At 61.1% G+C, this 19,276-nt stretch carries 18 protein-coding genes; 5 read left to right on the top strand and 13 right to left on the bottom strand.

The genetic code is table 11. The features are described from left to right. Positions 1-59: 59 nt before the first annotated feature. The 13 genes from HJB91_RS10360 to ybgC all read right to left on the bottom strand — a co-directional run bounded on the left by HJB91_RS10360 (position 60) and on the right by ybgC (position 14,366). Positions 60-1,238: a phosphoserine transaminase gene (locus HJB91_RS10360; RefSeq protein WP_210629947.1), complete on the bottom strand. Its 1,179-nt coding sequence runs from the start codon at positions 1,236-1,238 to the stop codon at positions 60-62. 189 nt (positions 1,239-1,427) lie between these two features. Further along, positions 1,428-2,264: an outer membrane protein gene (locus HJB91_RS10355; RefSeq protein ID WP_210629946.1), complete on the bottom strand. Its 837-nt coding sequence runs from the start codon at positions 2,262-2,264 to the stop codon at positions 1,428-1,430. Between the two features lie 259 nt (positions 2,265-2,523). Next, entirely contained in the window at positions 2,524-3,876 is a 1,353-nt protein-coding gene (glmM, locus tag HJB91_RS10350) for a phosphoglucosamine mutase (RefSeq protein WP_210629945.1), read from the bottom strand. A gap of 242 nt (positions 3,877-4,118) precedes the next feature. Next, positions 4,119-6,050: an ATP-dependent zinc metalloprotease FtsH gene (gene ftsH, locus HJB91_RS10345; RefSeq protein ID WP_210629944.1), complete on the bottom strand. Its 1,932-nt coding sequence runs from the start codon at positions 6,048-6,050 to the stop codon at positions 4,119-4,121. A 98-nt stretch (positions 6,051-6,148) separates the two neighbouring features. Further along, complete coding sequence (tilS, locus tag HJB91_RS10340) at positions 6,149-7,609, bottom strand: tRNA lysidine(34) synthetase TilS (RefSeq protein ID WP_221154618.1); 1,461 nt, start codon at positions 7,607-7,609, stop codon at positions 6,149-6,151. An 11-nt stretch (positions 7,610-7,620) separates the two neighbouring features. Continuing rightward, positions 7,621-8,610: a tol-pal system protein YbgF gene (gene ybgF / locus HJB91_RS10335; protein WP_221154613.1), complete on the bottom strand. Its 990-nt coding sequence runs from the start codon at positions 8,608-8,610 to the stop codon at positions 7,621-7,623. A gap of 159 nt (positions 8,611-8,769) precedes the next feature. Then, positions 8,770-9,306 (bottom strand): peptidoglycan-associated lipoprotein Pal, encoded by a 537-nt coding sequence (gene pal, locus HJB91_RS10330; RefSeq protein ID WP_210629941.1) that lies wholly within the window; start codon positions 9,304-9,306, stop codon positions 8,770-8,772. A 152-nt stretch (positions 9,307-9,458) separates the two neighbouring features. Beyond that, positions 9,459-10,769 carry a Tol-Pal system beta propeller repeat protein TolB gene (gene tolB / locus HJB91_RS10325; protein WP_221146461.1) on the bottom strand — a complete coding sequence of 437 codons (1,311 nt, stop codon included), beginning with the start codon at positions 10,767-10,769 and terminating at the stop codon, positions 9,459-9,461. 20 nt (positions 10,770-10,789) lie between these two features. Continuing rightward, positions 10,790-11,203 (bottom strand): hypothetical protein, encoded by a 414-nt coding sequence (locus HJB91_RS10320; RefSeq protein ID WP_221154612.1) that lies wholly within the window; start codon positions 11,201-11,203, stop codon positions 10,790-10,792. Next, positions 11,204-12,343 carry a cell envelope integrity protein TolA gene (locus HJB91_RS10315; RefSeq protein ID WP_221154611.1) on the bottom strand — a complete coding sequence of 380 codons (1,140 nt, stop codon included), beginning with the start codon at positions 12,341-12,343 and terminating at the stop codon, positions 11,204-11,206. 8 nt (positions 12,344-12,351) lie between these two features. After that, the gene (gene tolR, locus HJB91_RS10310; RefSeq protein ID WP_008536277.1) at positions 12,352-12,807 is read right to left on the bottom strand and encodes a protein TolR; all 456 of its coding nucleotides are present in this window, start codon (positions 12,805-12,807) and stop codon (positions 12,352-12,354) included. A gap of 18 nt (positions 12,808-12,825) precedes the next feature. Further along, positions 12,826-13,545, bottom strand: a complete 720-nt coding sequence (gene tolQ / locus HJB91_RS10305) for a protein TolQ (RefSeq protein WP_004671617.1) — start codon at positions 13,543-13,545, stop codon at positions 12,826-12,828. Between the two features lie 365 nt (positions 13,546-13,910). Beyond that, positions 13,911-14,366: a tol-pal system-associated acyl-CoA thioesterase gene (ybgC, locus tag HJB91_RS10300; RefSeq protein WP_210629937.1), complete on the bottom strand. Its 456-nt coding sequence runs from the start codon at positions 14,364-14,366 to the stop codon at positions 13,911-13,913. A 163-nt stretch (positions 14,367-14,529) separates the two neighbouring features. On the opposite strand from ybgC, the gene HJB91_RS10295 reads away from it, so the two are divergent. The 5 genes from HJB91_RS10295 to HJB91_RS10275 all read left to right on the top strand — a co-directional run bounded on the left by HJB91_RS10295 (position 14,530) and on the right by HJB91_RS10275 (position 19,241). Then, positions 14,530-15,750 carry an NAD-dependent epimerase/dehydratase family protein gene (locus tag HJB91_RS10295; RefSeq protein ID WP_210629936.1) on the top strand — a complete coding sequence of 407 codons (1,221 nt, stop codon included), beginning with the start codon at positions 14,530-14,532 and terminating at the stop codon, positions 15,748-15,750. 202 nt (positions 15,751-15,952) lie between these two features. Then, a complete protein-coding gene (locus tag HJB91_RS10290) occupies positions 15,953-16,777 on the top strand; it encodes a glycosyltransferase (protein ID WP_210629935.1) in 825 nt (274 codons plus the stop codon). Then, positions 16,774-17,670, top strand: coding sequence for an NAD(P)-dependent oxidoreductase (locus tag HJB91_RS10285; RefSeq protein WP_210629934.1), 897 nt, complete (start codon positions 16,774-16,776; stop codon positions 17,668-17,670). The genes HJB91_RS10290 and HJB91_RS10285 overlap by 4 nt, the downstream gene beginning before the upstream one ends. A gap of 155 nt (positions 17,671-17,825) precedes the next feature. Further along, complete coding sequence (locus HJB91_RS10280; RefSeq protein WP_210629933.1) at positions 17,826-18,413, top strand: 5-formyltetrahydrofolate cyclo-ligase; 588 nt, start codon at positions 17,826-17,828, stop codon at positions 18,411-18,413. Between the two features lie 3 nt (positions 18,414-18,416). After that, complete coding sequence (locus tag HJB91_RS10275; protein ID WP_088677967.1) at positions 18,417-19,241, top strand: TIGR00282 family metallophosphoesterase; 825 nt, start codon at positions 18,417-18,419, stop codon at positions 19,239-19,241. Positions 19,242-19,276: the final 35 nt, after the last annotated feature.

The raw sequence follows: 19,276 nt of genomic DNA, 5'->3' as shown, positions 1-19,276 counted from the left end.
GATGAATGAAAATGGAATGCTGGGCTCCGCCGGACGTGGCGAAGCCGGACGCGATCACGTCAGGCGGCGGCCTGAGCAAGCTGCGCCTTCTGCGTTTCGAAGGCCCAGGAAAGCCAGGGCATCAGCTTCTGCATGTCGGACGCCTCGATCGTGGCGCCGGCCCAGATGCGCAGGCCCGACGGCGCGTCGCGGTAATGACCGATGTCATAGGCGACACCTTCCTTTTCCAGGAGGCCGACGAGGCCTTTGGCGAAATTCGCCTGGCCGTCGTCATCGAGCGCCGTGATGTCCTTGTCGACGATCTTCAGGCAGACGGAGGTGTTGGAGGCCGTTTCCGCCTTGACGGCGAGATTGGCGATCCAGTCGTTTGCCGCGACGAAATCGTGGATGACCTTGGCATTGGCATCGGCACGAGCGATCAGGCTCTGAAGACCGCCGAGCTCCTTGGCCCAAAGCAACGCATCGATATAGTCCTCGACGCAGAGCATCGACGGCGTGTTGATCGTCTCGCCCTGGAAGATGCCTTCCGTCAGCTTGCCGCCCGAGGTCATGCGGAAGATCTTCGGCAGCGGCCAGACCGGCGTGTAGGTGGTGAGACGCTCGACGGCACGCGGCGAGAGAATGATGACACCGTGGGCCCCTTCGCCGCCCAGCACCTTCTGCCAGGAGAAGGTGACGACGTCGAGCTTGGCGAAATCGAGCTCCTGGGCAAAAGCGGCCGAGGTGGCGTCGCAGATCGTCAGACCCTTGCGGTCGGCAGGAATGAAATCGGCATTCGGGACGCGCACGCCCGAGGTCGTGCCGTTCCAGGTGAAGACGACGTCGCGGTCGAAATCGACGGCGGAAAGATCGGGAAGCTCGCCGTAACCCGCTTCGAGCTTGCGCACATCCTTGAGCTTCAGCTGCTTGACCACATCGGTTACCCAGCCGGCGCCGAAGCTTTCCCAGGCGAGCATGTCGACGCCGCGTTCGCCGAGCAGCGACCAGAGCGCCATTTCGACGGCGCCGGTGTCGGAGGCCGGAACGATGCCGATGCGGTAATCCGCCGGCACTTCGAGAATTTCACGGGTAAGGTCGATGGCCTGCTTGAGCTTGGCCTTGCCGACCTTCGCACGATGCGAACGGCCGAGGGCCGCGTCGGAAAGGGCTTCGAGCGACCAACCGGGGCGCTTCGAGCAGGGGCCAGAAGAAAAATGGGTATTGTGCGGACGGATGTCCGGCTTTGCGGTCTTCGCCATGATGCTATCCTCTCAGATAGAAAGCCCTTCGTTGGGGAAGGGTGTCCCGCCGCCGTGTGTATGGATCGGAAGCTTCATAGTCAAGATCGAAGTGTCGCAAGCTGTAGATATTTTGACGCAGGCAGGGTGGCGAAAAATGAAAAAGCCGCCCGGAGCGGGGGCGGCTTCTGATGCGATGGCTTGAGAGGCTTACTTGTAGACCGGCTGCTGCAGCGGGATTGCCGGCGGCTCGTAGGCGACCGGCTGAGCGCATCCGCCAAAGAGGTAGCGGCCACCGACGCGGACTTCATGGGCGCTGAGGCCCCTGTCGCGGCCCGGACCGCCATTTTCGGCATAGCCGAACATGTTGCCGCCATCGATATGCAGGTATCGGTAGCCGACATCGGCCTTGAAGTTGCAGGTGACGTCGACCGAGGCGCCGGCCATGAGGGCGTAGGTGAAGCGCCAGTTGCCCTTGCCGCCGTGGGTGACCTCGTCGTCGCAGAAGCTGCCGTCATCGGCGCAGGCGACATTGCGCAGGTTTTTCCACTTGACGTAGGAGCCGCCGATACCGGCGCCGACATACGGCGTCACATAGCCGTAGGTGCCGAGATCGACATAGGCGTTGGCCAGCAGCGTATAGGCGGTCAGCGAAGAGCGGTCGCGCGAGGTGCAATCCACCAGCGGGAAGCCGCACTGCCCGGATGTCGAGCCATTGAAATCCGCCTGGGTGAGATAGTCGAAGGTCAGATCGGTGCGCAGATAGCTGTTGATCTGATAACCGACACCGCCGCCAACCGTCCATGCGTCGTCGACATCGGCGTCGTCGAAATCGACCTCCGTGGCGTTGCTGCCTTGGAAATAGCGCGCGCCGCGCAGATCGGTGAAGGCATAACCGACGTCGCCGCGCAGATACCAGCCGGTCGCTTCGGCAACCGCCACCTCCGGCGGCTGTTCAGGGATGGGTTCGGCAGGGGCGAGATCCGCGGAATAGGCGTTTGTCGCTATCAACAATGCTGCGAGGATGCCGGACAAGCTTCTCTTCATGGATTTCACTCCAAAATCCCGTTGCGTCGGCAGGCTCAGTCGCTGCCAATCTGATACGCTTGGCATGGATAATGAATTGAAAACGTTAAAAGCTGCTTAACCACGCTTATTTACTTTGATTTCAAGCATCGAAGTCGCATGAAACAGAAGATCGACTGCGTCGGAAAATGGTTTGAGCAGAGATACATGCCGCCGACGTGCACAACAAAAAAGCCGGCGCTCACGCACCGGCCCTTTGATTATCTGTTCACACAGAGTGTCAGGCAGCGGTCCGGACATTCGAGATCATCCCGATCAGCTCGTTGACGATGCGCTCGATCTGAGTGCGGTCGTCGCCCTCGGCCATGACGCGGATCAACGGCTCGGTGCCCGAAGGCCGGATGACGAGGCGGCCGTTTCTGGCGAGCTCGGCTTCGGCATCGGCAATCGCCTTCTGTACCTGAATATCCTCCAGCGGCTTGCCGCCGCTGATGCGGACATTGCGCAGGAGCTGCGGCACCGGCTCGAAGCGCCGGCAGACTTCGCTGACGGTGCGGCCGGTGCGCTTGACCGCGGCAAGGATCTGCAGCGCTGCGACCAGACCGTCGCCTGTCGTACCGTAATCCGAAAGCACGATGTGTCCCGATTGCTCGCCGCCGACATTGTAATTGTGCTGGCGCATATGCTCGACAACGTAGCGGTCGCCGACCTTTGTGCGGGCAAGCGCCATGCCGCGTTCGTCGAGGAAACGCTCGAGGCCGAGATTGGACATGACAGTGGCGACGATACCGTTGCCGCGCAGCTGCTGGCTCTCGGCCCAGCTCTCGGCGATGACGGCCATCAGCTGGTCGCCGTCAACGATCGAACCGTTCTCGTCGATAATGATGACGCGGTCCGCGTCGCCGTCGAGCGCGATACCGATATCGGCGCGAACCTCATCGACTTTCTTCTGCAATGCGACGGGACTGGTGGAACCGCAATTGAGATTGATATTGGTGCCGTTCGGTTCGTTGCCGATGGTAACGACATCGGCGCCGAGCTCCCAGAGCACGGCGGGCGCCACCTTGTAGGCAGCACCATTGGCGCAATCGATCGCGACCCTCAGCCCTTGCAGCGTCACGTCGCGCGGCAGTGTGCGCTTGGCATGTTCGATATAACGATCATGCACGCCGTCGACGCGTTTGGCGCGGCCGATATCGTCGGACTTGGCAAGCTGCGCGTTCAGATCCTTTTCGAGCAGGTCCTCGATCTCGGCCTCGATGTCGTCCGAAAGCTTGTAGCCGTCGGGGCCGAACAGTTTGATGCCGTTATCTTCATAAGGATTGTGCGAAGCGGAGATCATCACGCCGATATCGCAGCGCAGCGAACGCGTCAGCATGGCGACGGCAGGCGTCGGAATCGGGCCGAGAATGAAGGCGTCGAGGCCCGCAGCCGTGAAGCCTGCCACCATGGCGTTCTCAAGCATATAGCCGGAAAGGCGCGTATCCTTGCCGATGACAACGCGATGACGGTGGTTGCCCCGGCGGAAGATCGTGCCGGCGGCGATGCCGACCCGCATGGCGAGATCCGGCGTCATCGGGAAGACGTTGGATTGACCGCGAATACCGTCCGTACCGAAATAGCGTCTTTTCATCTGCACTCCTGCGCTTTGGCGCGCCATTCCAGGCAGCGCATCGTTCCAAGCAAATCCGGCTTCAGTGGATTGTCGTCAGTCCAGGAGCGTGATTCATGCTTGCTTCTCTTCAGCGGAATGCCACAAATTGCGGCAATCGGCACGTAAATTAGCGAGAAAAATGATTATATCCCGTTACCAATAAAAAAGGCCGGATCTCCCATAGCGGAAATCCGGCCTGTTTTCGAGATGCTGTCACAGCTTCAATGCGGCTGCGGTTCGAGACCGGCTTCGGGCTCATCACCCTTGGTGGCAGGCCGCACGCCGGCCTTCGGAACCGCCGATCCACGGCTCGGCGGCGAATCGTCACCGAGATCGCGGGAGGGCTTCTCACCGCGGATCAGCGCCTTGATCTCATCACCGGTCAAGGTCTCGTATTCGAGCAGACCTTCGGCAAGGGCGACGAATTCGTCGTGCTTTTCCGTCAGGATCGTTCGGGCCTGCGAATAGGCTTCGTCGATCAGGCGGCGCACTTCGTTGTCGATCTTCTGCGCGGTCGCCTCTGAAACATTCTTCGACTGCGAAACCGAGTGACCGAGGAAGACTTCCTGCTGATTCTCGCCATAAGCGACCTGACCGAGCTGATCGGAGAAGCCCCACTGCGTGACCATGGCGCGGGCAAGCTTGGTGGCCTGCTCGATGTCTGAAGACGCGCCTGAAGTGATGTTCTCCTTGCCGAAGGTGAGTTCCTCGGCGACACGGCCGCCCATCATGATGCAGAGGCGCGAGACCATCCATTTGTAGCTCATCGAGTAGCGATCGCCCTCGGGAAGCTGCATGACCATGCCGAGCGCACGGCCGCGCGGAATGATCGTCGCCTTGTGCAGCGGATCGGCAACAGCGACGTTAAGCGCGGTGATGGCGTGGCCGGCCTCGTGGTAGGCGGTGAGCTTCTTCTCCGCTTCGGTCATTGCCGAGGAACGGCGCTCGGCGCCCATCATGATCTTGTCCTTGGCGTCCTCGAACTCCTGCATGGTGACGACACGCTTGTTGCGGCGGGCAGCCATGAGGGCGGCTTCATTGACGAGGTTCATCAGATCGGCACCGGAGAAACCGGGCGTGCCGCGGGCAAGAACCTTGAGATCGACATTCGGCGCCAGCGGAACGTTGCGGGCATGCACTTTGAGGATGCGCTCCCGGCCGACGATGTCGGGGTTCGGCACCACGACCTGGCGGTCGAAACGGCCGGGACGCAGCAGCGCCGGGTCGAGGACGTCGGGGCGGTTGGTGGCGGCAATCAGGATCACGCCTTCATTCGCCTCGAAACCATCCATCTCGACCAGCAACTGGTTCAGCGTCTGCTCGCGTTCGTCGTTGCCACCGCCGAGACCGGCGCCGCGATGGCGGCCGACGGCATCGATTTCGTCGATGAAGATGATGCAGGGCGCATTCTTCTTCGCCTGCTCGAACATGTCGCGCACGCGGCTTGCACCGACGCCGACGAACATTTCGACGAAGTCGGAACCCGAAATGGTGAAGAAGGGCACGTTGGCTTCGCCGGCGACAGAGCGGGCGAGCAGCGTCTTACCGGTGCCCGGAGGGCCGACCAGCAGCACACCGCGCGGGATCTTGCCACCGAGACGCTGGAACTTCTGCGGATCACGCAGGAATTCAACGATTTCCTCGAGATCCTGCTTGGCCTCGTCGACGCCGGCGACGTCTTCAAAGGTCACCCGGCCATGCGCTTCCGTCAGCAGCTTGGCCTTGGACTTGCCGAAACCCATCGCGCCGCGGGAGCCGCCCTGCATCTGTCGCATGAAAAACAGCCAGACGCCGAGAATGAGAAGCATCGGCAACAGCGTGCCGAGATAGCTCAAAAAACCCGAAGAACCATCCGTTTCTGGACGGGCGGAAACCAGCACATTCTTCTGCTGCAGGCGATCAAGCAGGCTGTCGTCGATGACAGGCGAATAGGTCTGGAAGGTGGAGCCATTTTCAACATAGCTTCCCGAGACACGGTTGCCCGTGACCACGACTTCCTTCACACGGCCCGCATCAACCTCACGCAGAAACTGCGAATAAGGGATATCGCGGGAACCCGTCTGCGCCGGCGCCGTCTGAAACATGCTGAAAAGGGCGATCAGCAGAAGCGCGATGATCGCCCACAATGCGAAATTACGTAAGTTAGGGTTCATTGAACTCCCCAGCACTGCAACAGCCGCCTCATGGCGACCGTCTTAATTAGGTTCTAACATAGGGTTGCGCCGCGCTATTGCCAAGGCAATCCCCCAAGTCAGATGGTTTTTCCGTCAATACTTCTTAAAGGCAGCCCCGCATAGGGCGCCATCGCGAAAACCGCCGAAAGCCTGTCGGCAAAGATGAAATCAAATCGTGTCAAAAAGCGGTCGAAGGGTGCGAAATAGGGCGTCAATTCAACCATTGAAGCGGATTCTGGAGATAAATAGGCTCCATCTGAGGATAAGGCGGGCGCCGACTCGATTGCGCGTTTCCATGCGGATTTGGGAAGCCCCCTGTCCCGCCCTCCCTCATTCCTGTGCCCGTCACAGGAATCCAGCGCGTCCAAGTCCTTGGGCGCAGAAGACTTGTTACGCATCGATGAGTCATTCGCCGCGCCGACCCGCGGCGGCTGGATTCCTGTGACGGGCACAGGAATGAGGGCGGAGCGCGTGGCCTGAGCTTCCACCCTCATGGTCGTTCGTAGCCGGTCTTCAACACGGAACCTCCCATCCCAAACCCCAGCCTCCCCCGGCCGCAACACCAGCGGCATTATCCCCCGGTTCTCCCGCGCCAGATAAAGCCCATCGCACCTGAGATCGAACACCACTCGGCCGGTGGTCATCCGTCCCGGCTCGCTGCCGGCGGCGAATGCGAGAACACGGTCCATCTGCACCCTGCCCGGCGCGAATGGCTGCCCGCCGAACACGGCTGTCAGGCGGCCGAGCGTATAGTCGAGGACCGCATGGTCCTGCCGCAACCCGTCGGGCATTACCTGCCCAAGCACGCCGCCGTGAAGCTGGAAATGACAATCCAGCCACTCGGCGGCTCGAGACGACAGGGCCAGCCTTTCTTCCCAGACTGCGCGAATATCCGTCTCCGCCGCAGGACCGGCAGACAGCTGCCGGCGCATCCGCACACGCTCGTACTTGGTATCCTCATTGCTCGGATCGTCGATCCACCGCACGCCCCGCGCCCGCAGGAAAGCGCGTATATCCGCCCGCGCGACAAAAAGAAGCGGCCGCAGGATCCAGAGGCGCCGGTCGAAGAGCACGGCGTCGGCGATACCGCTCGAAAGTTGCTCTGTTCGCATCCCGCGCATCCGCAGCGTTTCACGCTGGTCGTCCAGCGTATGGCCGGTGACGATAAGATTGGCGCCGAACGCTTCCGCTGCCTCGGCCAGAAGGCTGTAACGGGCTTCGCGGGCCGCAGCCATGATGCCGGTTTTCGGCTTTTCGCCTTGCCATGTCGAGATAATATGGGGAATGCCGAGGGATGCACAGAGGGCTGCGACCTCTCGCGCCTCGTCTGCGGAGCCGGCGCGTAGCGCGTGGTCGACCGTCGCGGCACAAAGGGAAATTTCAAGATGGGGCGCGGCCTTCACGGCTTCATCGAGGAGGAGAAGCAGGCCGCTGGAATCGCTGCCGCCCGAGATCGCGACGAGAATACGCGCAGGACTTCGAAGCGATGCGAGAAACTGAAGGATTGCCTCTCCAGGCGATGCGACTTCCGGAGACATTCCGGAAGACCTCAGCAGGCGAGGCGTTTCTGTTCGCTCGCAACCTTGCTTATGACGGCGCGTGACGCCTTGGGATAACGCTTCGAGACTTCGCGCAGGGTCGCGCAGGCCGTCTCTTTATTGTCGAGGGCCGCAAGCGACATGCCGAGCTTCAGCAGCATTTCCGGCGCTTTTTCCGAGCTACCGTATTTCTGATGCGCGTTGAGGAAAGTCTTGGCCGCCTCGTTGTATTTGCCCTGTGAATAAAGCGCCTCGCCGAGCCAGAAATTGGCGTCCGCCGCCCGCGCACTGCTCGGGTAACGGGCGATGTACTGGTTGAATTCCTGCTCGGCCGTGCCGTAATCGCCTGACAATACGTGGCCGTAGGCTGACTTGTACTGATCCGCCTCGTTACCGAGCGAGGCCGTCTGCTGCGGCGTCCCGCTATTGGCATTGGGAATCGGGGCGGAACCGATAGTGGCGTTTTCGTCGACGCTTCCGCCGATCGCGTTGCCGTTCTGATCGAAGTCGATCGAGCCGAGCTGCTTCGGAGGCTGGCCGAGGCCGGTATTACTGGGCACATCGGTGGAGGGAGCCGTTTCGGCCCCCTGCGGTGCTTGGATCACCCTGGCGACGTCGTCGCTCCCGGACGCTGCCGGAGCGACATCGGTCTCGCTCTTTTTGACCGGAGCCTTGGCGCCACCGCCGCCGCTACCGGTTTTTTCGAGCTGCTGGAAGCGGAATTCATTGTCTTCCTGCTGCTTGCGGATCGTCTCCTGCATCTGCAGGAGCTGAAAGCTCATCTCCTCGATTCGGCCGTTCAGCTGCCGCATTTGCTCTTCGAGCTGCTGCACACGGATTTCCGCGTCCCCGCTCTGCACCCTGACGACGGGAGGGGCCGGCTGCTGGTCCGCGGATCGGCCGCCAAGATGCAGCCCGAAGAACGAGGCCGAGTAAGCCGCTCGTTCGCTCCCGGTCATAGCCGCCAGGCACAGCATGCCTGCCACGACAAGTTTCTTCATATGTATCGTCCTGTCCCAGTGATTCTTCGCGCCGTGAGGCACGAACAGGAGATTTTTCCAATTGCTGTCAAAAAGCAACGGAGTCTGGCCAAAGTGTGGTCAAAAAGAAAAGGCGGCCCCGGATGGGACCGCCTCCGTAAAACCAATTATAACTGGAAATTACATGCCGGCGCCGCCGAGCACGGTGACCGCGCGGCGGTTCTGCGACCAGCAGGAAATATCGTCGCAGACGGCGACCGGCCGTTCCTTGCCGTAGGAGATCGTCTTCATGCGCTGCGCCGGAACGCCGCGCGAAGCGAGGTAGTCCTTGGTGGCAGCAGCGCGACGGGCGCCAAGGGCGAGGTTATATTCGCGGGTGCCGCGTTCGTCGGCATGGCCTTCAACGGTGATCTGGTAGTTCGGATAACGGCCGAGCCACTGTGCCTGACGGTCGAGCGTCTGAGCGGCATCGGCGCGAATCGACGTGGAGTCGGTATCGAAGAAGATGCGGTCACCGACATTGACCGTGAAGTCCTGGGTCGAGCCCGGCGTCGCGGCGCCTGCGCCGAGACCCATGTCGCCGGCGCTGTTCGGCATGCCGCCGTTCTTCTTGTTCGCGCAGCTTGCAAGCGCGAGACCGGCGACAAGCGCGATCATGACGGGGTTGCGGGCAAAATTCTGCATACGGCTCATTGCCGGGGTATGAATTCGGCTCATGGCCGGTCTCCTTGCGAGTTCATCAGGGTTTCCGGACAGTAACCGCACTCGGTTAACCGCCCCTCAAAGATTATGGTTAACAATTTACTGATTTGTCCCGTGTCGCCCGGTTTCCACGACTTTGAGGCGACATAAAGGCATTGATGCACTCGCTACTCCAGCAGCGGCGACCATGCCGGGTCGGAAGCATAGCTCGGCGTCTTCACCAGCTGCTCGTTATAGCCGGTCAGATCAATCGAATAGAGTTGCGGGCCACCCGCGCCTGCCGCCTGGCGGAAGAACATCAGCACACGGCCGTTCGGCGCCCAGGTCGGGCCTTCATTGTGGAAGCCGGACGTCAGGATGCGCTCGCCCGAGCCATCCGGCTTCATCACGCCGATCGAGAACTTGCCGCCGGACTGTTTGGTGAAGGCGATGAGATCCCCGCGCGGCGACCAGACCGGCGTCGAATAGGAGCCGTCCCCGAAGGAAATACGGGTTTGGCCCGAGCCATCGGCGTTCATCACATAGATCTGCGGCTTGCCGCCTCGGTCGCTTTCGAAGCTGATGCGTGCACCGTCAGGCGAATAGGAGGGCGAGGTATCGATCGCCGCCGTCGAGGTCAGCCGCGTCGTCGTGCGCGAGCGCAGGTCCATCGTATAGATGTTGGAATTGCCTTCCTGCTGCAGGCTCATGATCACCTTCTGGCCATCCGGCGAAAAGCGCGGCGAGAAGGTCATTCCGGGGAAGTTGCCGACAACTTCGCGCTGCCCGGTTTCGAGCTGCAGCAGATAGACGCGCGGCTGCTGGTTGGCGAAGGACATGTAGGTGACTTCTTGCCGGCTCGGCGAGAAGCGCGGCGTCAGCACGAGGTCGCTGCCGTCGGTCAGCGTCCGCACGTTGAAACCGTCCTGGTCCATGATCGCCAGCTGACGCTTGCGCTGCTGCTTGGTCCCCGATTCAGAGACGAAGACGACGCGGGTGTCGAAATAGCCTTCCTCGCCGGTGATCTGCTTGTAGATCGCGTCGGCGATGATGTGGGCCACACGGCGCCAATTCTCCGGCTGCGTATAGAACTGCTGCCCGGTCATCTGCTGCCCGGCGAAGGGATCCCAGAGACGGAATTCGGCCCGAAGACGTCCATCGGCCTCCTGCGTCACACGGCCGGTGACCAGCGCCTGGGCGTTGATGACCTTCCAATCTTCAAACCGCGGCGCGGCATCGGGGTTGGAAATCTTCTCAATGAAGGCGCTCTTGTTGATCGGTGCGAAAAGGCCGGAACGCTGCAGGTCGGCGGCGATCACCTGCGAGACCTGCGCACCCATATCGCCCTGCAGGAAGTCCGTCACCGCAATCGGCAGCGGCTGAACGTTGCCTTTTCGAATGTCGAGGGTGACGAGCGCATTGGCCGGCGTCGCAAAGACGGCAGTGGTCGCCAGACCGACTGCGACCAAAATGGCGCGGAAAAAGGAACACTTTGTCATACCAAACAGCCTTTCAGCATCTATGGAATCAGATCGCTGGATTCGAAGTGCAGGACGACTTCCCTCCAGGATTCGTATTTTTCTTTCGGGAGCATGGTGAATGGCGCGGAACGCGGAACAGCGCGGAGAGCCGCAGCCGACAGGCTTTTCCGAACCGCTTCGGTGCCGCCCGAGGCTGTGACCTTGGGTGAACCAACGATCGCGCCAGCCTTATCGAGCCACAGGTGGATTGTAATCACGACTCCGCCGTCCCTCGCCTGCCCGGGAGGAACATTGAACGAGGAAGCGATTGCGTGCTGCAAATCCCCGGCCGAGTTGTCGGAGATCGACGGATCGACCGGTTGCGCCAACGCTTCAGGTGCACAAGCCAGAACCGTTCCAAACCTGATGGCGGCCGCAATAGACTTGTTGCCATGGGACAGGTCCATCAGCATCTAGATTCCCATGCTGCTTGGATCGAAGTTAAGGTCGAACTCATTCCAAGCGTCATACTTGTCCTTCGGAAGCATCGAGAAGGGTGCGGATTTCATGACGGCTCTGTATGCGCCGCTTTCCAGCGCACGGCGTGTGGCATCGCTGCTGCTGCCGCCCGATGACTCGACTTCCGGCTGGCCGATAATGTTGCCATCCCTGTCGAGCTTCATATGCACCTTGATGACCATGCCAGAAAGGCCTTCCATTCCCGGCGTGACAAGCCAGTTCCCCTCGATCAAGCCGCGCACAGCATCTTCTTCGCTCTGGCTGAGTTTCGAGCCACCATTGCTCTTCTTCGCACCGAGCGATGCCTCCTGCGTCGAGCGCTTGGCGCCGCCAGCGGAAGGATCGGTCTTGTTCAACAAGGCCGAAATCTCGTCAGCATTGAAATCGCTCTTCATCGTCGAGGCCGATTTCGCCACTTCCTGCTTTTTGTCGGCCTTCTTCTTGTCCGTCGGTTTTTCCGCAGCCTTCGGCTCGTCCGCGGGCTTTTCCGGTGGCTTTTCGGCCGTCTTCTGCGGTTCCGGCGGCTTTACCTGCGGCTTGACGACCGGCGTCGGCACCTTGTCCGGCAAAGCTTCCGCATCCGGCTTCGGCGACTCTTCGGGCTTGGCCTGCTCTTCCGGCGGTTTTTCCTCCGGCTTCGGCGGCGTCACTTCAACGGGCTTCGGCGGCGGAATGGAGGCAACCTCCTTCGGCTGATCGACCTCAGTCTCTTCCTTGTTGACTTCCTTGACATCGTTCGGATTCGGATCGGTCGTCGGCAGTGGCTTCTCGCTCGAATTCGCTGCCGCAGCCTCCGTATTACTCGGCTTGGCGTTCGGCACCGGCGGCGTCTTCAAGTCGACATTGTTGTCGCCGGCGTTTTCGGCAGGCTGCGAGATCGGCGGCCGGCTCGTCGGCACGGGCGCGGACGTCTCCTTCTTCGGAGCCTTCTTGTCGCCTTGCTGCAACTGGGTGATGGATTCCACCGGCACGAGATCGACCGGCATCGCTTCGAAATCCTCGACCTTGAAGGATTCCGGGGCGCTCAAAGACACCATCGCCCAGGTGAGCACCAGGCAATGCAGAACAGCAGATGTGACGACGCTGGTCTTCATCTTGAACGCTATTGGTCCTTCTTCTGCTGCGTCACGAGACCGATATTCTTGAAGCCGGCCCCCTGGATGCGGGCCATCACGTCAGCGATGACGCCATAGGGCGCCGTCGCGTCGCCGCGCACGAAGATGCGTTCGTTATAGCCGGTGGTGGCGATTGCCTCGAGCTTGGCGGCAATCTCCGCTGCCGGGATCGGCGTTTCCTGCAGATAGACTTCGCCGGAGTTCTTGACCGAGATCGTGATCGGCTGCGTCTCGGAATTCAGCGCCTTGGCCTGCGTTTCCGGCAGGTCGATCGGCACGCCGACGGTCATCATCGGTGCGGCGACCATGAAGATGATCAAAAGCACGAGCATGACGTCGACGAGCGGCGTCACGTTGATTTCAGAAATGACGGCCTTATTCCGACCGCCGCGACGGCGGCGTCCGCCGCCCCCGCCGCCATTGCCTCCAACAGCCATACCCATCTGAGAATACTCCGTTGGTTACTGAGCGGCAGCGCGCGGCTGCAGCTTCTCGTCGATCTGGCGCGAAAGTATGGCGGAGAATTCGTCCGCGAAACCTTCCATGCGGGCCGAGAGCTTGCCGGCATCGGCAGAGAACTTGTTGTAGGCGATAACGGCCGGGATAGCGGCGACGAGACCGATTGCCGTGGCGAGCAGCGCCTCGGCGATACCGGGTGCGACGACCGCGAGGTTCGTCGATTTCGAGCCAGCGATCGCCTGAAAGGAGGTCATAATACCGACGACCGTACCGAAGAGGCCGATGAACGGGCCGGCCGAACCGATGGTGGCAAGCGATCCGAGACGGGCGCCGAGATATTCGGTTTCACGGGCGAGCGTTACGTCCATGGCGCGGTCGATACGCATCTGCAGGCCGATCGGCGAGCGGGCGCCGCGTTCGAAGGATTTTTTCCATTCGCGCATGGCCGCGACGAAGATCGACGCCAACCCGGTATTGTTGCGTTCCGACAGCGAGCGGTAGAGTTCTTCCAGCGACTGGCCAGACCAGAACACCTGCTCGAACTTGTCGAACTGGCGCCGTGCGCGGCCATAGGCTAGATACTTGTCGATGACGATCGCCCACGTCCAGACCGAGGCCGCGATCAGCCCGAGCATGACGAGCTTGACGACGATGCCGGCCTGCATGAAAAGCGACCAGAGGCTGACGTCCGTCGTGGCTGCTGCCAATCCTACTTGTTCCATTGATCCAAAATCCCCGAATCCAAACGCCCGGCGCTGGACCGGGCGGCACAAAATGATCTCGCAAGAAGTGTCCGGCGACCGCCGCCCAAAGCCCTGGTCAAGCTTCCAAGCTCTTCTTCCGCCTTCTTGCCGTCAAATTTGGTCAAAGGAAGGCGTGCACCGCACAAACTCCGACTTTCCCAGTAAGACACTATTATGGTTAATAGATCGTTAGTGCCGTACTATGACAGAAAGCCTGTATTCGGAAGATTTTGTTCCGTGGATTACTTGACCGGAGCATGGTCCGGCTGCCGAAAGAGCGCTCATCCTGCGGCGCGGTAATTCCTTCACATAAAATTCAAGTTTTGACAAGGCCTGGTTCGGTACTACAAAGGATGGCTGCCTTCCAGGAATTTTGCCGCCAGCGTTTCCGGCAGCCGGCGTGGCCGCCCCTTGGCATTGATGACGGCGATGATCACCCTGGCTGCAATCAGCAGGCTTTCGCCTGAACGGATCTGCTGGTTGAGCACCATCTTGGCGCCTCCGGCCTTTTCCGTATGCGTCAGGATCGTCAGCACGTCATCCATGCGCGCGGGGCTCTTGAAATCGATCTCCATGCGGTGAACGACGAAGACGAGGCCTTCCTCGTCGGCGCTGACGAGTTCGCGTTGCTCGACACCGAGGCAGCGCAGATAGTCGGTACGGCCGCGCTCGAGGAAGTGCAGGTAGCGGGCGTGATAGACCAGGCCGGAGAAATCCGTATCTTCATAATAGACCCGCTGGACGAGGCGGTGTCCAGCCTCCGTCAGCTCTCCCGATATGGAAAAAGGGCGTTCCGTCATAATTTTCTCCAAAGTGAGGTGCCCTCTTTGGCGCAACGCTTCGCGGCAGGCAAGCATTGAATGCCCGGCCGGCAGCCGTTGAATGCGCCGCCGGCAGGCATTGAATGATTGTCATAATTTCTAACTATTGCCGATAATAAGCGACCGATCAGGAGACGATGCGATGAAGATTGCGGTTATGGGCGGAGACGGTTTCATTGGTTGGCCCACCTCGCTCCACCTTTCCGATGCCGGTCACGATATCCATATTCTCGACAATCTCTCGCGCCGCTGGATCGACACCGAACTCGGCGTTCAGTCGCTCACTCCGATGGATTCGATCCAGGAGCGCACGCGCATCTGGCATGCCGAAACCGGACGCCGTATCCACTTCAATCTGATCGATCTCGCCAAGGATTACGAACTTCTGAAGAAATGGCTTTCGGAACACCGGCCGGATGCCATCATTCATTTCGCCGAACAGCGCGCCGCGCCCTATTCGATGAAGAGCGACCGCCACAAGAACTACACGGTCAACAACAATGTCAGCGCCACGCATAACCTGCTGAACGCGCTGACCGAGCTCAATCTCGACGCACACCTCATCCATCTCGGCACCATGGGCGTCTATGGCTACTCGACGGTCGGCGCGGCAATCCCTGAAGGCTACCTGCCGGTTGGCATCGAAACGCCGACGGGCGAGACGGTAAGCCAGGAAATTCTCTACCCTTCCAATCCGGGCTCGATCTACCACATGACCAAGTGCCTGGATCAGCTTCTGTTCCAGTTCTACGCCAGGAATGACGGCTTGCGAATCACCGACCTGCATCAGGGCATCGTCTGGGGAACGCATACCGAGCAGACGCGCCGCCACGCTCAGCTGATCAATCGTTTCGATTACGACGGCGATTACGGCACGGTGCTGAACCGTTTCCTCATTCAGGCAGCGATCGATTATCCGCTGACGGTGCATGGCACCGGCGGCCAGACCCGCGCCTTCATCCACATCCAGGATTCCGTGCGCTGCATCGAGCTGGCGCTGAAGAACCCGCCCGCCCGTGGCGCCCGCGTCGAGATCTTCAATCAAATGACGGAAACCCACCGGGTGCGCGACCTCGCCGAGATGATCGCCAGGATGAGCGGCGCCAAGATCGCCTGGCTGCCCAACCCGCGCAAGGAGGCCGCCGAAAACGAGCTGATCGTCCGGAACGAAAAGTTCCTCGACCTTGGCCTCGAACCGACCACGCTGGAAGCCGGGCTGCTGGGCGAAATCGTCGACGTGGCGAAGAAATTCGCCTATCGCGTCGACCGCTCCCGCGTGCCGGCCGTCTCCGCCTGGACCAGGGACATAGCCGCGACGATTGATCACGATCCGGAAGGCAAGCGGCTGAAGTCGGTATCGTGAGTGAGGGCTTACTATTGAAGCCCTGCCAGTCCCACGATCTCCCCCTCATTCCCTTCCTCGGGCTTAGCCCGAGGGACGTCACAGGAATCCAGCGCGCCCAGGTCATTGGGCGCAGGAGAGTCATTCACGGCGCGGACGCGCCGTGGCTGGATTCCTGTGACAGGCACAGGAACGAGGGCGTGGGTGGAAGCGGCCGACGCCGATGACTTCTACCTCGAAACTAGCCTACGTCACCCTCGTCACCAACGCCGACTATGCCATGGGCGCCACCGCCCTCGCCCGCTCCCTGCGCCGCACCGGCACCGGCGCCGATATCGTCGTCCTCCACACCGGCGGCGTTGACGCGGCCGCCCTCGCCCCGCTCAAGACCCTCGACTGTCGCCTGATCCAAGTCGAGCACCTGCCCCTCTCCGATACCTTCAACGAGCGCCACGCCCGTGGCCATCTCCATGCCGCGGCCCCCTTCACCAAAGGCCGCAAGCCGGACTTCCATTCGCCACTCGACAATTTCTGCAAGCTCAGGCTCTGGCAGCTGGTGGAATATGAGCGCTGCGTCTTCATCGACGCCGACGCCCTCGTGCTGAAGAACGTCGACAGGCTCTTCCTCTATCCGGAACTTTCTGCCGCTCCCAACGTCTATGAGAGCCTTGCCGATTTTCGCCGCATGAATTCCGGCGTCTTCGTCGCCACGCCCTCGCGTGAGACATTCCGGCACATGCTCGAACGCCTCGACAGGCCGGAGGCCTTCTGGCGACGCACCGATCAGACCTTTCTTGAGACGTTCTTCCCCGAATGGCACGGCCTGCCGGTTTATTTCAACATGCTGCAATATGTCTGGTTCACCATGCCGGAGCTTTGGGACTGGAAGAGCATTTCGATCCTGCACTACCAGTATGAGAAACCGTGGGAAAAGGATCATTCCAAGGCAAAACAGCTACAACCTTTAATCGATCTATGGCACCGTATACACGAGAGCGGCGATATGCCCGAGATCACGGCGCTGAGAAATCCGGAAGGGACGGCATGAAAGTATTGGTATCCGGGGGAACGGGTCTCGTCGGCCGGTACGTCGTCGAGGAGCTGCTGACCGCCGGCTATCACGTGATTGTCGGCGGGCGCCGGGCGCCGCTGCCGCGCTTCTTCTCCCGCCCGGTCGAATTCACAGCACTCCCCCTCGACCCCGAAAAGGATCAGATCGACGTCTTCGACGACGCTTATTTCTTCGTCCACGCCGCCTTCAGCCATGTTCCCGGCAAATATCGCGGCGGCGAGGGCGACGATCCCAAGAGCTTCCAGAGATTGAACCTCGACGGCACCGTCCGACTTTTCGAAGCGGCCAAACGCGCCGGCACGCGCCGTTGCGTCTTCCTGTCCAGCCGCGCTGCCTATGGCGACCACCCACCGGGAACCGAGCTTGTCGAAACGATGCTGCCAAAGCCGGAGACGCTCTACGGCCAGATCAAATTCGACGCCGAAGGTGCGCTTAGCCATCTCTCGACGCCGGGTTTTGCCGGCGTAAGCCTGAGGGCGACCGGTGTCTATGGCGATCTCACGCCGAACAAATGGGATGGTCTCATCGCCGATTATCTCGCCGGTCGGCCGGTTGCTGCGCGCGCCGGGACGGAGGTTCATGGCCGCGACATCGGCCGCGCGGTGCGACTGATGCTGGAGACGGAAAGCACCCGCATCTCGGGCGAGGTCTTTAACATATCGGACATATCGGTAGACACACGCGACATTCTTGCGCCTATCCGCCGTGAAACGGGCTGTCGTCACGCCTTGCCGCCGCCCGCCGACAAGGCTGCCCTTAATCCGATGAGCACTGCAAAAATCCGCGCTCTCGGCTGGATGCCAGGTGGAGCCCCCTTGTTCGAGGAAACGATGCGGCGGCTGGCGGCTGCCTTGCCGGTGTCGCCGTGACACGAATCTGCGCCGAGTCGATGGACATCCTCGTCTGACGATCGGCAACCGCAGACCGATACGACGTGAAACGGGCGCAGCCCTGTCGCAGCCGGCATTTGCATCGGGTCTCCGGCCGGTTATGCTCGGTCGAACCTCTCAATCCGGCAGATCGTATGACCGCAAAAGAACTGAAAGCGCAGCTGCGCAACGAACGCCTGGCCGCCCGCGATGCCGTCACTCCTGAAGAGCGCACCGCCAAAAGCCTCGCAATGGCCGATCACGCCGGCGAGGCGGTTGCTTTCGAGCCAGGCACCATCATCTCCGGCTTCCTGCCGATCCGATCGGAGGCCGATCTCAGGCCGCTGATGGCGCGCTTTGCAGCACGCGGTGCGCGGCTCTGCGTGCCGGCGATCCTCGACAAGCAGACCATCGTCTTTCGCGAACTGGCGGAAGACGCACCGCTTGTCGCGACCGGGTTCGGCACGGTCGGCCCCACCGAACACGCGGCCGTCCTCGATCCCGAGATCATGCTCGTGCCGCTTTCGGCCTTCGATGTCAGAGGCCATCGCATCGGCTACGGCGCCGGCTACTACGACCGCGCCATCAGCCGGCTAAGAGAGAAAGACCTGCATCCCAAGCTGATCGGCATTGCATTCGACTGCCAGGAAGTGGCACATGTGCCCGACGAGCCGCATGACATAAGCCTGGATGCCATCCTGACAGAAAGCGGCCTTCGCTTTTTTGCCTCTTGGATTGGATAGGGAATGCGGCTGCTTTTTTTGGGTGACATGGTCGGCAAGACGGGACGCACGGCGGTCTGGGACCGGCTACCCGGTCTGATCTCCGACCTCAGGCTCGATTTCGTCGTCGTCAACGGCGAGAATGCCGCCGGCGGTTTCGGCATCACCGAGGACATCTTTCTCGAAACGATCAATGCCGGCGCCGATGTGGTGACGACCGGCAATCACGTATGGGACCAGAAGGAGGCCGTCGCTTTTGCCGGGCGGCATGATCAGTTCCTGCGGCCGGCCAATTATCCGCAAGGCACACCCGGCCGCGGCTCCGGACTTTTCTATGCCAGGAACGGCGCGCGCGTGCTCGTTGCCAATGTCATGGGCCGGGTGTTCATGCATCCGGAGCTCGACGACCCCTTCAAATCGGCCGAAGTGATCCTCGACGCCTGCCCGCTGAAGGAGCAGGCCGATGCGATCATTTTCGATTTCCACGCGGAAGCGACCAGCGAGAAGCAATGTTTCGGACATTTCGTCGATGGCCGCGCCAGCTTCGTCGTCGGCACCCACACTCACGTGCCAACCGCCGACGCGCAGATCCTGAACGGCGGCACCGCCTATATGTCGGATGCCGGCATGTGCGGCGATTACGATTCCTCCCTCGGCATGGACAAGGAGGAGCCGCTCAACCGCTTCATCTCCAAGATGCCGAAGGGCCGCATGGAAGCGGCGAGCGGGCCGGCGACGATCTGCGGCGTCGGCGTGGAGATTTCCGATGCCACCGGACTGGCCGAAAAGATCGCGCCGCTGCGGCTCGGGCCGCGGCTGGCGGAGACGGTACCGGAGTTCTGGAGGTAATCCAGCCGCTCCAACACGCAATTGTGAGCATCGCT

The organism is Rhizobium sp. NLR10b, assembly GCF_019685435.1.
Lineage (GTDB): Bacteria > Pseudomonadota > Alphaproteobacteria > Rhizobiales > Rhizobiaceae > Rhizobium.
This window is presented reverse-complemented; position numbering and strand designations above follow the sequence as displayed.

What these genes read in the sequence shown, in the direction of transcription:
- tolQ (WP_004671617.1), bottom strand. Translation starts at nt 13,545, where the DNA reads ATGGAACAAGTAGGATTGGCAGCAGCCACGACGGACGTCAGCCTCTGG.
- pal (WP_210629941.1), bottom strand. Translation starts at nt 9,306, where the DNA reads ATGAGCCGAATTCATACCCCGGCAATGAGCCGTATGCAGAATTTTGCC.
- ftsH (WP_210629944.1), bottom strand. Translation starts at nt 6,050, where the DNA reads ATGAACCCTAACTTACGTAATTTCGCATTGTGGGCGATCATCGCGCTT.
- HJB91_RS10315 (WP_221154611.1), bottom strand. Translation starts at nt 12,343, where the DNA reads ATGAAGACCAGCGTCGTCACATCTGCTGTTCTGCATTGCCTGGTGCTC.
- tolB (WP_221146461.1), bottom strand. Translation starts at nt 10,769, where the DNA reads ATGACAAAGTGTTCCTTTTTCCGCGCCATTTTGGTCGCAGTCGGTCTG.
- HJB91_RS10290 (WP_210629935.1), top strand. Translation starts at nt 15,953, where the DNA reads ATGACTTCTACCTCGAAACTAGCCTACGTCACCCTCGTCACCAACGCC.
- HJB91_RS10320 (WP_221154612.1), bottom strand. Translation starts at nt 11,203, where the DNA reads ATGCTGATGGACCTGTCCCATGGCAACAAGTCTATTGCGGCCGCCATC.
- ybgF (WP_221154613.1), bottom strand. Translation starts at nt 8,610, where the DNA reads ATGAAGAAACTTGTCGTGGCAGGCATGCTGTGCCTGGCGGCTATGACC.
- HJB91_RS10285 (WP_210629934.1), top strand. Translation starts at nt 16,774, where the DNA reads ATGAAAGTATTGGTATCCGGGGGAACGGGTCTCGTCGGCCGGTACGTC.
- HJB91_RS10275 (WP_088677967.1), top strand. Translation starts at nt 18,417, where the DNA reads ATGCGGCTGCTTTTTTTGGGTGACATGGTCGGCAAGACGGGACGCACG.
- HJB91_RS10280 (WP_210629933.1), top strand. Translation starts at nt 17,826, where the DNA reads ATGACCGCAAAAGAACTGAAAGCGCAGCTGCGCAACGAACGCCTGGCC.
- ybgC (WP_210629937.1), bottom strand. Translation starts at nt 14,366, where the DNA reads ATGACGGAACGCCCTTTTTCCATATCGGGAGAGCTGACGGAGGCTGGA.
- HJB91_RS10355 (WP_210629946.1), bottom strand. Translation starts at nt 2,264, where the DNA reads ATGAAGAGAAGCTTGTCCGGCATCCTCGCAGCATTGTTGATAGCGACA.
- glmM (WP_210629945.1), bottom strand. Translation starts at nt 3,876, where the DNA reads ATGAAAAGACGCTATTTCGGTACGGACGGTATTCGCGGTCAATCCAAC.
- HJB91_RS10295 (WP_210629936.1), top strand. Translation starts at nt 14,530, where the DNA reads ATGAAGATTGCGGTTATGGGCGGAGACGGTTTCATTGGTTGGCCCACC.
- HJB91_RS10360 (WP_210629947.1), bottom strand. Translation starts at nt 1,238, where the DNA reads ATGGCGAAGACCGCAAAGCCGGACATCCGTCCGCACAATACCCATTTT.
- tolR (WP_008536277.1), bottom strand. Translation starts at nt 12,807, where the DNA reads ATGGGTATGGCTGTTGGAGGCAATGGCGGCGGGGGCGGCGGACGCCGC.
- tilS (WP_221154618.1), bottom strand. Translation starts at nt 7,609, where the DNA reads ATGTCTCCGGAAGTCGCATCGCCTGGAGAGGCAATCCTTCAGTTTCTC.